Origin of the sequence: Paraburkholderia sprentiae WSM5005, from assembly GCF_001865575.2 — a bacterium.
In the GTDB taxonomy this organism is placed as follows: Bacteria; Pseudomonadota; Gammaproteobacteria; order Burkholderiales; family Burkholderiaceae; genus Paraburkholderia; species Paraburkholderia sprentiae.
This window is the reverse complement of the sequence record NZ_CP017561.2, coordinates 930,228-944,071: the sequence shown is the minus strand read 5'-3', so window position 1 is coordinate 944,071 and position 13,844 is coordinate 930,228. Positions and strand designations below refer to the sequence as shown.

Here is a 13,844-nt window from a genome sequence, read left to right as displayed (position 1 = left end):
GACAGCGGCGGCGCACCCGCCGCCCCTCGCCACGCCGGCCATCTTTAGCGCAGAACACACATGAGTATCGTCAACCTCGCCGCGTATCAATTCGCGACCATCGAAGACACCGCCGCCTGGCGCCCGCTCGTCACCGAGCGCTGCAATGCGCTCGGCCTGCGCGGCACCATCCTGCTCGCGCCGGAAGGCATCAACCTGTTCATCGCCGGCACGCGCGAGAACACCGACGCGTTCATCGACTACCTCCGCCACGATACCCTGTTCGAAGGCAAGTTCGCGAACCTGCAGTTCAAGCAAAGCCTGTCGGACAAGCAGCCGTTCACGCGCATGCTGGTCAAGCTCAAGCGCGAAATCATCACGATGAAAAAGCCGGCGATCCGCCCCGAACTCGGCCGCGCACCGTTCGTCGACGCGCCCACGCTCAAGGCCTGGCTCGACCGCGGTCACGACGACGAGGGCCGTCCCGTCGTGATGCTCGACACGCGCAACGCGTTCGAAGTCGACGTCGGCACGTTCGAGAACGCGCTCGACTATCGCATCACGAAGTTCAGCGAATTCCCCGAAGTGATCGAGAACAATCGCGCCGATCTCGAAGGCAAGACGGTCGTCTCCTTCTGCACGGGCGGTATCCGCTGCGAGAAGGCCGCGATCCATATGAAGGAGGTCGGCATCGAGAACGTGTACCAACTCGAAGGCGGCATCCTCAAATACTTCGAGGAAGTGGGCGGCGCGCATTATCACGGCGACTGCTTCGTGTTCGACTATCGCACCGCGCTGAATCCGCAACTCGAACCGACCGCGACCGTGCAATGTTTCGGCTGCCGCGCGGTGGTCACGCCCGAGCAACAGCGATCGCCGATGTACGTCGCCGGCAAGACGTGCCCGGTATGCCACCCGGACAGCAAGGCCGCGTGCGCCGCGTAACGATGGCCAAGGCGGCAAGCGGCGCGGGCACCTCGCGTCTCGTCCCCCAACCATGACCTATCGCGGACGCTTCGCGCCGTCGCCGACTGGCCCGCTGCATTTCGGCTCGCTGGTCAGCGCGCTCGCGAGCTGGCTCGACGCGCGCGCGCACCGCGGCGCGTGGCTCGTGCGCATCGACAATATCGACGCACCGCGCACGGTGCCCGGCGCCGCCGAAGACATCCTCGCGACCCTCGAACGCTTCGGCATGCACGCCGGCGAAACGCCGGTCTGGCAAAGCGAGCGCATGGCGCACTATCAGCAGGCGCTGGAGCAGCTGAAATCGACCGGTCTCGTCTATCCGTGCGGCTGCACGCGCAAGGAGATCGCCGATTCGCTGGTGCGCGCCCACGCGCGCAACACCACGCTCGCCTACCCCGGCACGTGCCGCACGGGCCTGCACGGCAAACCGGCACGCGCGTGGCGCCTGCGCGTGCCCGACGGCGAGGCCGCGATGATCAGGTTCGACGACCGCTGGCAGGGTCCGCAGACGCAAAATCTCGCGACCGAGGTCGGCGATTTCGTGCTGCGCCGCGCGGACGATCAGTGGGCGTATCAGCTGGCGGTGGTGGTGGACGATGCGGACGCGGGCATCACGCACGTCGTGCGGGGCGCGGATCTGATGGATTCGACGGCGCGGCAGATCTATCTGCAGCGTTGTCTCGGCGTGCCGACGCCCGAGTATCTGCACGTGCCGGTCGTCACCAACGAGCACGGCGAGAAGCTGAGCAAGCAGAACGGCGCGACCGCGCTCGATAGCGACGAACCGCTGGACGCGCTAGGCGCGGCGGCACGGCATCTGGGACTGGAGCTGGGAAGTGAGCCGCCTGCGACGCTGGAGCAGTTCTACAGCGCCGCGACCGCGGCCTGGGCGAAACGGATGAATATTCGCGCATCTGCGTGATGCGCACGCGCGGCGTTGCGCCGGCGCGTCGAGCCTGCAACCCGCGTTACGACGACGAAGGCGTTTTGCGCGGCATGCCGAAGCCGCCGAGCAACGCGGCCAGCTGGCGCTTGGGCTCCTGTTTCTGCGGCGCGCCGTTCGACGTGTCCGTCTCCTCGATGTTGCGCATCGATGCCGGCGAAGGCTCGTACGGCTTCAGGAAGAAATCGTCGACCGGCTGCGCGCGATGATGATGCGCACGGTCATACGAACCCGACGCCCCGCCCGTGCGACGGCGGCTGCGCTCGTCGCGCCCTTCGCTACGGTCGCGGCGCGGCGGACGTTCCTCGTGATGATGGCGCACCGGCGCCTCGACGGTCAGGCGCTGCAAGTCGAGCGGACGCTTGATCAGCTTCTCGATGTCGGCCAGTTGCTTGCGCTCGTTCGGGCTGCACAGCGACAGCGCGTCGCCCGATGCGCCCGCGCGGCCCGTCCGGCCTATCCGGTGCACGTAGTCTTCGGCGTTGAACGGCAGGTCGAAGTTGATCACGGTCGGCAGTTCGACGATGTCGAGACCGCGCGCAGCGACATCCGTGGCGACGAGCGCCTCGACTTCGCCGCGCTTGAACGCGTCGAGCGCCTGCATGCGCTCGCTCTGCGTGCGGTCGCCGTGAATCGCGGTCGCGACTACGCCGTCGCGCTCGAGGCTGCGCGCGAGCCGGCTCGCGCCGATCTTGCTGTTGCAGAACACGAGCACCTGCTTCAGGCCGCGCTCGCGGATCAGTTGCACGACCGCCCCGGTCTTGTCGCCCTCGGCGACCTCGTAGACGATTTGCGTGACATTGGTCGCGGTCGAGTTGCTGCGCGCGACTTCGATGGTCTGCGGGTCGCGCAGATACGTCGCGGCGAGTTTCTTGATTTCGCCCGAGAACGTCGCGGAAAAGAGCAGCGTTTGGCGCTCTTTCGGCAGCAGGTTCAGGATGCGCTGCAGGTCGGGCAGAAAGCCCATGTCGAGCATGCGGTCGGCTTCGTCGAGCACGAGCATCTGCACCTGGCCCAGATTCGCGGTTTTCTGCTGCACGTGATCGAGCAGACGGCCCGGCGTCGCGATCAGGATTTCGACGCCGCGGCGCAACTGGTCGGACTGCGGATTCATGTCGACGCCACCGAACACGACCGCGCTGCGCAGTGCCGTGTGCTTCGCGTATGCCTGAACGTTCGCGGCGACCTGATCGGCGAGTTCGCGGGTCGGCGTGAGGATCAGCGCGCGCACCGGATGGCGCGCCGGCGACGCGCTCGTACTGGCCTGCGGCAGCAGGCGCTGGATGATCGGCAGCGAGAAGCTCGCGGTCTTGCCGGTGCCGGTCTGCGCGGCGCCCATCACGTCACGGCCCGCCAGCACGACCGGGATCGCCTGAGCCTGGATCGGCGTGGGCGACGTGTAGCCCGATTCCTTGATGGCCTTCAGGATGTCGGGCGCGAGGCCGAATTGATCAAAAGTCTCGGTACTGGGCGTGACGGCGGTGTCGGACATGGTGGCTTTCGCTAAAAATGCGCGTGGCGCGATGCGCGCAGCAGCGGTCGGGACCGCGGAGGGCATCAGGATGAAGGCGGAGCCACGTCGTTTCGCGCGAGACCCGTCTGAGTTCGGATAATGCGGCCGGCTCCGGCTGGCGGAAACACCCGCCGAAAGCCGAGTATTGTAGCACTTCAGCAAAAACCCTCATGACGGCTGACGGGCGGCGCTCGGCCGTCGCTTCGGTCGCAGCGTAGTGCGCATAGACGACAGTGGCGTGACAGCCGGGCGCTTTGGCACGCGACCGGCGGCGGCGTCGACCGGCCATCCTCGCGCCCGCACTGCCCCCATTGCCAACCGCCGGCCGCCCCCCGCTCAGGTCAGATCGCCCCCTTCACCAGGTTTCTCGCATCACCATCAGCCGCAGCTCGGTCATATCCTCGATCGCGTAGCGCACGCCCTCGCGCCCGAGCCCCGAATCCTTGACGCCGCCATATGGCATGTTGTCGACGCGGAACGACGGCACGTCGTTGATGACGACACCGCCCACTTCGAGCGCATCCCACGCGCGATGCGCATGTGCGAGTGAATCGGTGAATACGCCGGCCTGCAGGCCGAAGTCGCTGTCGTTGACCTGCGCGAGCGCCGCCTCGAAATCGTCGAAGCGCTCCAGTATCGCGACCGGCCCGAACGCCTCCTTGCGATACAGGTCGGTGTCGCGCTTCACGCTTTCGAGCAGCGTCGCCTCGAACATCGTGCCGTCGACCTTGCCGCCCGCGACGATCCGCGCACCCGCCTGCACCGCCGCTTCCATCCAGCCGGCGAGCCGTTTCGCTTCCGATTCGGAGATCATCGGCCCGACGAAGGTCTTTTCGTTCTTCGGATCACCCATCACGAGCGACTTCGTCTTTGCGATCAGCTTCTCGCGCAGCGCCTCGTAGACGCTCGCATGGGCGAGAATCCGCTGCACGCCGATGCAGCTCTGCCCCGACTGATAGAACGCGCCGAACGCGAGCCGGTCGACCACGTAGTCGAGCTTGCCGCCTTGGTCGCCATCGACGATCGCCGCCGCGTTGCCGCCCAGTTCCAGAATCACCTTCTTCTTGCCGGCCTTGCGCTTCAACTCCCAGCCGACCGCGGGCGACCCCGTGAACGACAGCAGCTTGAAGCGCTCGTCGGTCGTGAACAGGTCGGCGCCGTCGCGATGCGCGGGCAGAATCGAGAATGCGCCCTTCGGCAGATCGGTTTGCGCGAGAATTTCGCCCATGATCAGCGCCCCGACCGGTGTGCGGCTCGCCGGCTTCAGCACGAACGGCACGCCCGCCGCGATCGCCGGCGCGACCTTGTGCGCGGTCAGGTTCAGCGGAAAATTGAACGGCGAGATGAATGAGCATGGCCCGATCGGCACGCGCTTCACGTAGCCGTGATAACCGTTCGCGCGCGGCGAAATCTGCAGATTGACGATCTCGCCGTCGATACGCACGCTCTCCTCCGCGGCGACCTTGAACGTATCGATCAGGCGCGTGACTTCGCCTTTCGAATCGTTGATCGGCTTGCCGGCCTCGATGCACAGCGCGAGCGCCAGTTCGTCGTAGCGCTCGCGAAAGCGCTTTACGCAGTGTTCGAGCACCGCCTGGCGCTTGAACGGCGGGTAGGCGCGCATGGCGGGCATCGCATCGACGGCGAGGCCAATCGCCTTGTCGATCGCGGCCGCGTCGGCCATGGCGACGCGCGTGGCGACTTCGCCGCTGAATTTGTCGGTGACTTCGAGGTCGGTGTTGGCGGCCACCGGCTCGTTGCCGAGGTAGTAAGGATAGGTTGTCTGCAACATGTCGCACTCTCCTTCGATTCGATGCACGCAAGCTCAAAGCCGCGCGGACAACCGCTTGATCTCGCGATTGAGCACGCGCTCGTTGTCCGAATAGTCGATCGGCACGTCGATCACGTGCACGCCGGGCGTCGCAAAGCACTCGCGCAACAGCGGCGCGAATTGCCCGGCCGCCTCGACCCGATGCCCGTGCGCGCCATAACTCTGGGCATACGCGACGAAATCGGGATTCGCCAGCGTCATGCCGTAGTCCGGGAAGTTCATGTTCTCCTGCTTCCAGCGGATCATGCCGAAAGCATCGTCGCGCAGAATCAGGATCACCAGATCGAGCTTCAGACGCACCGCCGTTTCGAGTTCCTGTGAGTTCATCATGAAGCCGCCGTCGCCGCACACGGCGATCACCTTGCGCTCCGGATGCACGATCTTGCTCGCGATCGCCGACGGTAGCCCCGCGCCCATCGACGCCAACGCGTTGTCGAGCAGCAGCGAATTCGGCTCGTGCGCGCGGTAGTAGCGCGCGAACCAGATCTTGTACATGCCGTTATCCAGACACACGATGCCGTCGACCGGCGTGGTCTCGTACACGTCGTTGACGATCCGCACCGGGTACATCGGGAAACGGTCGTCGTGCTGGCCTTTCACCAGATGCGCCTCGAAGTGCTCCTTGATCTCCTTGAAGCGCGTGAAGTCCCAGTGCTCCTGACGCGTCTTCAGGCTTTCCTTGAGCTGCCACACCGCGTTGGCGATATCGCCGACCACTTCGATCTGCGGGAAATACACCGGATCGACTTCGGCGCCGAGGAAATTCACGTGAATCACGGTCTTCTCGCCCGCCTCGCCGCTGCGCATGAAGAACGGCGGCTTTTCGATCACGTCGTGACCGACGTTGATGATGCAGTCCGCGAGTTCGATCGCGCGGTGCACGAAGTCGCCGTCGGAGAGCGTCGCGTTGCCGAGCCACATCGGATGCGATTCGTCGATCACGCCCTTGCCCATCTGTGTCGTGAAAAACGGAATGCCGATCTGGTCGACGAACTCGCGCAGCATCTTGGTCGTGGTCTTGCGATTGCCGCCCGCGCCGATCATCAGCAGCGGATGCTTCGCGGCGGTGATCGCCTCGACCGCGCGCGCGATCGCCCTCTCCTCGGCGACCGGACGGCGGCTGTAGCTCTTAGGAATCGGCTTGCCGTCGCCCTCCTCGTGCGCGACGTCCTCGGGCAATTCCAGGTGCGTGGCGCCCGGGCGCTCTTCCTCGGCGCGGCGCACCGCCTCGCGCACCGTCGCCGGAATATTGCCGATCGACACGATTTGCCGCGTGTACTTGGTGAGCGGCTCCATCATGCGCACCACGTCGACGATCTGAAAGTGCCCCTGCTTGCTCGACTTGATCGGCTTCTGGCCCGTGACCATCAGTATGGGCATGCCGCCCAGCTGCGCGTAGGCGGCCGCGGTCACGAAGTTGGTCGCGCCCGGGCCGAGCGTCGCCAGACACACGCCGGTACGGCCCGTGAGCCGCCCGTAGGTGGCGGCCATGAAGCCGGCCGCCTGCTCGTGGCGTGTGAGGATCAGACGGATTTTCGAGCGGCGCAGCGACTCGAGCAGATCGAGATTTTCTTCACCGGGGATGCCAAACACGTACTCGACACCTTCGGCTTCCAGCGATTTGACGAACAGGTCCGATGCTTTCATTGAGTGTCTCGCTTGATGACTTGGGGGACAATCGAAGACCACAACGACGGGGGCGCGCGAAACACGGCACCGCGCGCGCGGCATCGCAAACGGCATGGCGAGCGCCATGCCGGACAGCTTACTACTCGAATGGAAACGATGCGCGCGAGGCGACGAGGCCGCGCGGTGGGCAGAAAGCCGGGCGCGAAAAGTGCGCGTGAACAAGTGTGCAGCGGCAGAGCAAGCCACCACCGCATGAGGTCCGTGTCTCGCCGATCGGCGAATCAGCGAATCACGGTCACGCAGTCGGAGAGGATCGGCGGCGCGTTCTCGCCGCTCGTCAGGTCATACAGGTTGGCGCGCGGACCCTTGGTCCACCACGTATAGCTGCCGGCCTGGTACTTCGCCCCGGACGCCGAGACAGTGTTGACGAACAGCATCGAGGTGCCTTTCACCGGCAGCACGGCGAAGCTCTGTCCGTTCTGCGCGCTCCAATAGGTGACCTGCAGGATCTTGCCGGTCGCGCACGTGTATTTGCGCGTCTGGTGATGCTTGCCTTCGATGTGCCGGAACTGCAGCGGCGCCGCCGATGCGCCGACAGAAAATGCCGCCGTCCAGGCCACTGCCGATACTGCCGCCGCCAGAATTGCAACGCGCCATCTCTTCATCGAACACCTCGATTATTGCGGGGCCAGGCATGCAAGGCGCACCGGCCGCCACGCCGGTCTCAGGCACGACGGTTCAAGGATCGATCACGTCGGCGCACGCATCGGTCGGCGCGGCGGCGACGTGCCCGACCACCGGCACGATCTTCAGCCCCGCCGAAGCGATCCGGCACGGTGCGGCCGCGAGCCCGCAGCCGCTGAGGCCTGCACACAGCGCGAACGCCACGCCGAGTGCGCCGACACGGCGCAACGCGCCGCGCCATGGATTGCTGCGCGATTCAGGCGCCATACGATCCTCTACTCCAATCTCTTCACGTCGATAAGCCAAACGAATCCGGCGGGCTCGTTCGTGTGTCCCGCACACTTGCGCGCCGCGCGTCGCCGCATGTCCCTTACTTGCCCGACACCGGCCGCACCGCTGCGGCGGCCTGCTTCGCACGCGAGCGCGCTTCGTCGATGTTCTCGCCGGTCGCGAGCGCCACGCCCATGCGGCGTTTGACGAAGCTCTCGGGCTTGCCGAACAGGCGCAGGTCCGCATTGGGCACCGCCAGCGCCGCCGCAACGCCCTCGAACGCGATGCCGGCCTCGTCGCGCCCGCCGTAGATCACCGCCGACGCGCCCGGCGCACGCAGCGACGTGTCGACCGGCAGGCCGAGGATGGCGCGCGCGTGCAGCTCGAACTCGGAGAAGCGCTGCGAGCACAGCGTGACGAGCCCCGTGTCGTGCGGGCGGGGGCTGACTTCCGAAAACCATACGTCGTCGCCGCGCACGAAAAGTTCCACGCCAAAGAGGCCGCGGCCGCCGAGCGCCGCCGTCACCTGGTGCGCGATCTCGCGCGAACGCTCGAGCGCGAGCGGGCTCATCGGCTGCGGCTGCCACGATTCGACATAGTCTCCCGCCACCTGCAGGTGGCCGATCGGATCGCAGAAATACGTGCCGATAGCACCGCTCGCGGGATCGATCGCGCGCACGGTGAGCTGCGTGATTTCATAGTCGAAGTCGATGAAACCCTCGACGATCACGCGCCCGTAGTTCACACGACCGCCCGCCATCGCGTACTGCCATGCGGGTTCGACGTCGGCGTCGCTGCGCAGCACCGACTGCCCCTTGCCCGACGACGACATCACCGGCTTCACGACGCACGGATAGCCAACCTTCGCGATGCCCGCGCGCAGTTCGTCGAGCGAATCGGCGAACGCGTACGGCGAGGTCGCGAGGCCCAGTTCTTCGGCGGCGAGGCGGCGGATGCCTTCGCGGTTCATCGTCAGTTGGGTGGCGCGCGCGGTCGGGATCACCTCGGCGAGCGCCGCGGTTTCGATCGCGGCGAGTTCGTCGGTGGCGATCGCCTCGATTTCGGGGACGATCAGATGCGGGCGTTCCTGCTCGACCAGTGCGCGCAGTGCGGCGCGGTCGGTCATGTCGATCACGTGCGCGCGATGCGCGACCTGATGGCCCGGCGCGTTCGGATAACGGTCGACGGCGATCACTTCGACGCCCAGCCGTTGCAGCGCGATGATCACTTCCTTGCCGAGCTCGCCGGCGCCGAGCAGCATCACGCGCGTCGCGGATTCAGAAAGGGGCGTGCCGATCCGTTGGCCGATCTGCATGGAAACTCCAGATAAAAGTCGGGATGAGGGTGCGATTGGATAGACCGCGATGTTAACATGCGGGCCCCTTGTCCCGTGGCGCTCGCGGGTGCGCTCGCGCGCGACGAGCGTAGTACGTTACCCTTACGCCTTCGCCAGTTTGAACAGGAACGACGCCATGCCCATCCGCTCCCGCCCGCGACGTCTTGCGCGCATCACTCCGTGCCTGCGCACGGCCGTCGCCGCGTTGAGCATCGCCGCGCTGCTCGGTGCCTGCGCGATCCCGAAGCATCCGGACGCGTCGGCGGCGCCGCCCGATCCGTTCAATCCCGCCGCCGCACAACTGCTCGACGACACCAGCTGGGTGCTGAGCGCGTGGAAGCACGCCGATGGCACGGCGCGCACGGTGCCGTCGAAGGATCAGGGGCCGCTCACGCTGACGTTATCGACCGAAGGCGGCCAGCGTCGCGCGAGCGGCTTTTCCGGCTGCAACCGCTTCATGGGTTCATACATGCTGAAGGACGGCAAGCTGAGCTTCGAAACGCTCGCCGGCACGCGCATGGCGTGCGTCTCGCCGGGCGGCGACATCGAAAAGCCGTTCCTCGATGCGCTCGAGCGCATCGAGCGCACCGGCGTGCAGATGCGAGCGCCGCAGCAGATGCAGCTGGTCCTCGACAACGGCGACACGCTGATGTTCGATCGTAGCGACAAGTGATGCGAGTTCGTGCTGAGTTCGGGACCCGCGCCGGCCGTCGAAGCCGCGCGCTGCGCTGTTTAAACTCGACGGATTGCGCTTCTCGCGCGCTCCGTCATTCGTAGATGTCTGGTATGCACACGGTAGTTTTCGGCTGGTTCGGCGGGTCGGCCGTCTGGTTCATTCCTCTCTTGTGGCGCCTCGTGAAATCGGTGCTGCCGGGCGGCGCGGGTCTGCGCGGCCCCGGCACGATCCGGCTGTGGCTCGGCTTCGTCTGCGTGCTGATCGCGAGTTGCACACTGGAGGGCTCGCTGATCAGAATCGTCGGCGTCAATGGTTTCGGTCATGCGCTCGCCGCGGTGCCTGGACGTCTGCTCGGTCCTATCGGCACGCCGCTCGCGGCGCTCGCGCTGCTCGTGATCAGCCTGCCCTGGCTCATCGACTTCCGCTGGAGCGACGTCGCCGCCTGGGCCGACGGCGCGTTCGGCCTCGGTCTGTCGCGCGGACTCGCGAGGCGCGACGAGGATGCGCGCCGTCACCGCACCGTCGACGATGGCGCGCCATCGCATGTTTCGCCCACTACCAACACGATGGCACCGCGTAACGGCAAGGGTCGCTACGCGCGGCCGACCGTGTGGCGTCCGCCCGCGAGCGGGCGCGGCGCAAGCGCCGCCGCGGCGGCTGGCATCGCGGGTGGCAAGGAGGTTTCCGCCCGTAGCCCCGGCGCGGGCTGGCGCGCCGATGCGGCCGCTAGCGCGGCGCGCGGGCCGGGCAAGCAGATCGAGCCGGAGTTGCGCGCGGGGTCGATTGCGTCGCCCCGTCCGGCAGCATCGATGGCAACGCAGACGCTGCATGTCGACAGAGCGGCGGACAGCTCCACCGCGCCGTTCCCGCCGGCCGAGCCGGTCGCGCCGGCCGGCTGGCTGCGCACGACGCAGCCGCGTGCGGCAGCGGCGGGATCACCGGGTGCGGCCGGTGCAGCGGCTGCACCGGGCGCGTCGGCTCGTGACGGCGCGGCGCAGGTCGGTCGGCGCTCCGTCGGCGAACAGCGCTCGGCCGCGCCGTACGGCTCCAGCGCCGCGTTGGCGGCGACGGCCGCCGCCGCGTCCGGCGTGTCAGCGCGGGCGGCGCAGGCAATGGCGGGTCGCGCCGCCGCGTCGGGCACCGGCATCGGCCTGCCAGCGGGATCGATGCAAGCGGGCCGCGCTAGCCGTCCATCGCCGCTGCCACGTCCAGCCGATGGCAGCGCGCCGCTCAATCGCGGCGCGACGCCACGTCAACCGTTGCCGGCCGCGACACCCGCCAACGGCGCGACACTGCCGTCGACCGCGCGCGGGCCCGCACCGAACTTCACGCGGACGATGGCGAATGCGTCGACCGTCGCGCCGCCCGCGAGCGTCGAGGAAACGCTGCGCAGCATCGCGGAAAACGCCGCGCGCTGGACCGACATTGCCGGCGTGAGCCTCGCACGCGGCCGTGGCGCCGATGGCGCGCGGCGCGGCGACGCGGAGCGGGCAGCGCCGGCGGCCGAGGTGCCGCCGGCGCAGCGGCACGTGCTGCAGGTCGACAGCGGCGAGGCCGTTGCGGCGCCGCCAGCGCACAGCCCGCAGAATGCGGCGCAGCCGGTGTGGCCGGCGCAGTCGGAGCAAGAAGACGCAGCGGCCGGGTCGCCGGCTGAGCAGGCGGCGGCCGAGCACGATACGCCTGTCGAGGGCGTCCCCGAAGCGGTCGCGCAATGGCCGACCGAACCGCCGGTCATTCATGCGCCGCTTACGGCTGCACCGCACGCGACGACTGCGATGGAGTCGGTGGCCCACGTGGCGGCTGCGGGTGTCACGCCCGCGGTCGTAGAGCCCGTTGCTGCCGCCGCGATGTCGGCCGAACCTGCGTCGATGGATGCCGTCACCGGCACGCCTGCGGCTGTTGAGCCCTCGGTATCTGCCGCGGCTGAGTCTGGCGCCGCGGTATCTGCCGCAAGCGCGCCGCAACCCGCGACGCCGATAGAGCCGCCGGTCACCACCCCGACGGAGTCGGCGCCCTTGATCGACAGCGCCGCGCACGGCAGCGTCCCGGCATCGCAGACCGAAGAATCGGCGCAAGAATCGGCGCAAGAATTGGCGCCAACCGTCGAACCGGCTCCCGCCGTCGACGCAACGCCGCTGCAAGCGCTGGCGCCTGTCGCCGAAATCGTTATCGACAAAACGCTCGTGCCTTGGGAGAGCGAACTCGGCCCGGCGGCGGCTCAGCGCACCGCAGCGCCGGCGGCCTCGCCGCAGACGGAGGCAGCCGCACCGGCCGCGGTCTCGAACGTGGTCCCCTTCCCGGGCGTCGCCGCGCCCGCGACCAGCGACGAAGCTTCAGTCGAGCCGAACCCAACGCCTGTCGAGGACACGCCGGCCGCCGCACCATCGATCGCCCCAATACCCGCGCTGGCACCGCACTCGCAGCCTCAACCCGCCGACCCGGCCGCTACCGACTCCGCCGCCCCCCGCGCGCCGCTGCGCGGCCACCCGCCGGTCAACGGCTTCGAGTTCCATGCGCCGGCCGCATCGATGGTCGAGCTGCCGACGCTCGATCTGCTCGCCCCCGCGGACGCCGACATCGAACCGATCCCGGACGACAAGCTACGCGAAACCGGCCAGCTGATCGAGCAGCGCCTGCAGGAATTCAAGGTGCCGGTGACGGTGGTCGGCGCATCGGCGGGTCCGGTCATCACGCGCTTCGAAGTCGAGCCGGCGCTCGGCGTGCGCGGCAGCCAGATCGTCGGGCTGATGAAGGACTTGTCGCGCGGGCTCGGTCTAACGTCGATCCGCGTGGTCGAAACGATTCCGGGCAAGACCTGCATGGGCCTCGAACTGCCGAACGCGAAGCGCCAGACGATCCGGCTCTCGGAGATTCTCGAGGCGAGCGTCTATCAGAATTCGCACTCGCACCTGACGCTCGCGATGGGCAAAGACATCACCGGTCATCCGGTCGTCGCCGATCTCGCGAAGGCGCCGCACATGCTGGTGGCCGGCACGACCGGTTCGGGCAAGTCGGTCGCGATCAACGCGATGATCTGCTCGCTGCTGTTCAAGGCGACGCCCGAGGAAGTGCGCCTGATCATGATCGACCCGAAGATGCTCGAACTTTCGGTCTATGAAGGTATTCCGCATCTGCTCGCGCCGGTCGTCACCGACATGAAGCTCGCCGCCAACGCGCTGAACTGGTGCGTAGGTGAAATGGAGAAGCGCTACCGGCTGATGTCGGCGGTCGGCGTGCGCAACCTCGCGGGCTTCAACCAGAAAATCCGCGACACCGAGGCGAAGGGCAAGAAGCTCGGCAACCCATTCTCGCTGACGCCCGATGCCCCCGAGCCGCTCGCGCCGCTACCGCTGATCGTCGTCGTGATCGACGAGCTCGCCGATCTGATGATGGTCGCCGGCAAGAAGATCGAGGAGCTGATCGCGCGGCTGGCGCAGAAGGCGCGCGCGGCCGGCATCCACCTGATCCTTGCGACGCAGCGGCCGTCCGTCGACGTGATCACCGGCCTCATCAAGGCGAACATTCCGACGCGCGTCGCGTTCCAGGTGTCGTCGAAGATCGACTCGCGCACGATACTCGACCAGATGGGCGCCGAGTCGCTGCTCGGCCAGGGCGACATGCTGTTCCTGCCGCCGGGCACCGGCTACCCGCAGCGCGTGCACGGCGCGTTCGTCGCCGATGAGGAAGTGCATGCGATCGTCGAGTATCTGAAGCAGTTCGGCGAGCCGCAATACGAGGAAGGCATCCTCGAGGGCCCCGCCACCGATGGCGGCGCTGCCCAGGACCTGTTCGGCGAGGCGCCGGATGCGGAAGCCGATCCGCTGTACGACGAAGCGGTCGCGTTCGTCGTGCGTACGCGGCGCGCATCGATCTCGTCGGTGCAGCGGCAATTGCGCATCGGCTATAACCGCGCGGCGCGGCTCGTCGAGCAGATGGAAACGGCCGGGCTCGTGTCGGCGATGAGCATCAACGGCAGCCGCGAAGTGCTCGCGCCCGGGCCGGCGGAATGAGCGCCCG

Annotated in this window: 10 protein-coding genes; 4 read left to right on the top strand and 6 right to left on the bottom strand. The window is 67.5% G+C overall.

Features of this window, described 5'->3' with window-relative positions:
- Positions 1-60: 60 nt before the first annotated feature.
- Together BJG93_RS04405 and gluQRS are read left to right on the top strand one after the other, a co-directional pair.
- Positions 61-924 carry a sulfurtransferase gene (locus BJG93_RS04405; RefSeq protein ID WP_027197129.1) on the top strand — a complete coding sequence of 288 codons (864 nt, stop codon included), beginning with the start codon at positions 61-63 and terminating at the stop codon, positions 922-924.
- Positions 925-976: 52 nt separating this feature from the next.
- Positions 977-1,867 carry a tRNA glutamyl-Q(34) synthetase GluQRS gene (gene gluQRS, locus BJG93_RS04400; RefSeq protein WP_027197128.1) on the top strand — a complete coding sequence of 297 codons (891 nt, stop codon included), beginning with the start codon at positions 977-979 and terminating at the stop codon, positions 1,865-1,867.
- 46 nt (positions 1,868-1,913) lie between these two features.
- On the opposite strand, the gene BJG93_RS04395 is transcribed toward gluQRS, so the two are convergent.
- From BJG93_RS04395 to purT, 6 genes are all read right to left on the bottom strand, one after another.
- Positions 1,914-3,380 (bottom strand): DEAD/DEAH box helicase, encoded by a 1,467-nt coding sequence (locus BJG93_RS04395; RefSeq protein ID WP_027197127.1) that lies wholly within the window; start codon positions 3,378-3,380, stop codon positions 1,914-1,916.
- Positions 3,381-3,756: 376 nt separating this feature from the next.
- A complete protein-coding gene (locus BJG93_RS04390) occupies positions 3,757-5,193 on the bottom strand; it encodes an aldehyde dehydrogenase family protein (RefSeq protein WP_027197126.1) in 1,437 nt (478 codons plus the stop codon).
- 33 nt (positions 5,194-5,226) lie between these two features.
- A complete protein-coding gene (locus tag BJG93_RS04385) occupies positions 5,227-6,879 on the bottom strand; it encodes an acetolactate synthase large subunit (protein WP_027197125.1) in 1,653 nt (550 codons plus the stop codon).
- 263 nt (positions 6,880-7,142) lie between these two features.
- Positions 7,143-7,526, bottom strand: coding sequence for an MliC family protein (locus tag BJG93_RS04380; protein ID WP_027197124.1), 384 nt, complete (start codon positions 7,524-7,526; stop codon positions 7,143-7,145).
- Between the two features lie 73 nt (positions 7,527-7,599).
- On the bottom strand, positions 7,600-7,812 hold the full coding sequence (locus BJG93_RS04375; RefSeq protein WP_027197123.1) for a DUF6726 family protein: 213 nt from the start codon (positions 7,810-7,812) through the stop codon (positions 7,600-7,602).
- A 103-nt stretch (positions 7,813-7,915) separates the two neighbouring features.
- Positions 7,916-9,130, bottom strand: a complete 1,215-nt coding sequence (gene purT / locus BJG93_RS04370) for a formate-dependent phosphoribosylglycinamide formyltransferase (RefSeq protein ID WP_027197122.1) — start codon at positions 9,128-9,130, stop codon at positions 7,916-7,918.
- 157 nt (positions 9,131-9,287) lie between these two features.
- Between purT and BJG93_RS04365 the strand changes: the two genes are divergently transcribed.
- Both BJG93_RS04365 and BJG93_RS04360 read left to right on the top strand, forming a co-directional pair.
- Entirely contained in the window at positions 9,288-9,824 is a 537-nt protein-coding gene (locus BJG93_RS04365) for an META domain-containing protein (RefSeq protein WP_027197121.1), read from the top strand.
- A 113-nt stretch (positions 9,825-9,937) separates the two neighbouring features.
- Entirely contained in the window at positions 9,938-13,837 is a 3,900-nt protein-coding gene (locus tag BJG93_RS04360) for an FtsK/SpoIIIE family DNA translocase (protein ID WP_071336549.1), read from the top strand.
- The last annotated feature ends 7 nt before the right edge of the window (positions 13,838-13,844 follow it).

Excerpts from the sequence above, each read along its gene's own strand:
- BJG93_RS04405 (WP_027197129.1), top strand. The coding sequence starts at position 61 with ATGAGTATCGTCAACCTCGCCGCGTATCAATTCGCGACCATCGAAGAC.
- gluQRS (WP_027197128.1), top strand. The coding sequence starts at position 977 with ATGACCTATCGCGGACGCTTCGCGCCGTCGCCGACTGGCCCGCTGCAT.
- BJG93_RS04395 (WP_027197127.1), bottom strand. The coding sequence starts at position 3,380 with ATGTCCGACACCGCCGTCACGCCCAGTACCGAGACTTTTGATCAATTC.
- BJG93_RS04390 (WP_027197126.1), bottom strand. The coding sequence starts at position 5,193 with ATGTTGCAGACAACCTATCCTTACTACCTCGGCAACGAGCCGGTGGCC.
- BJG93_RS04385 (WP_027197125.1), bottom strand. The coding sequence starts at position 6,879 with ATGAAAGCATCGGACCTGTTCGTCAAATCGCTGGAAGCCGAAGGTGTC.
- BJG93_RS04380 (WP_027197124.1), bottom strand. The coding sequence starts at position 7,526 with ATGAAGAGATGGCGCGTTGCAATTCTGGCGGCGGCAGTATCGGCAGTG.
- BJG93_RS04375 (WP_027197123.1), bottom strand. The coding sequence starts at position 7,812 with ATGGCGCCTGAATCGCGCAGCAATCCATGGCGCGGCGCGTTGCGCCGT.
- purT (WP_027197122.1), bottom strand. The coding sequence starts at position 9,130 with ATGCAGATCGGCCAACGGATCGGCACGCCCCTTTCTGAATCCGCGACG.
- BJG93_RS04365 (WP_027197121.1), top strand. The coding sequence starts at position 9,288 with ATGCCCATCCGCTCCCGCCCGCGACGTCTTGCGCGCATCACTCCGTGC.
- BJG93_RS04360 (WP_071336549.1), top strand. The coding sequence starts at position 9,938 with ATGCACACGGTAGTTTTCGGCTGGTTCGGCGGGTCGGCCGTCTGGTTC.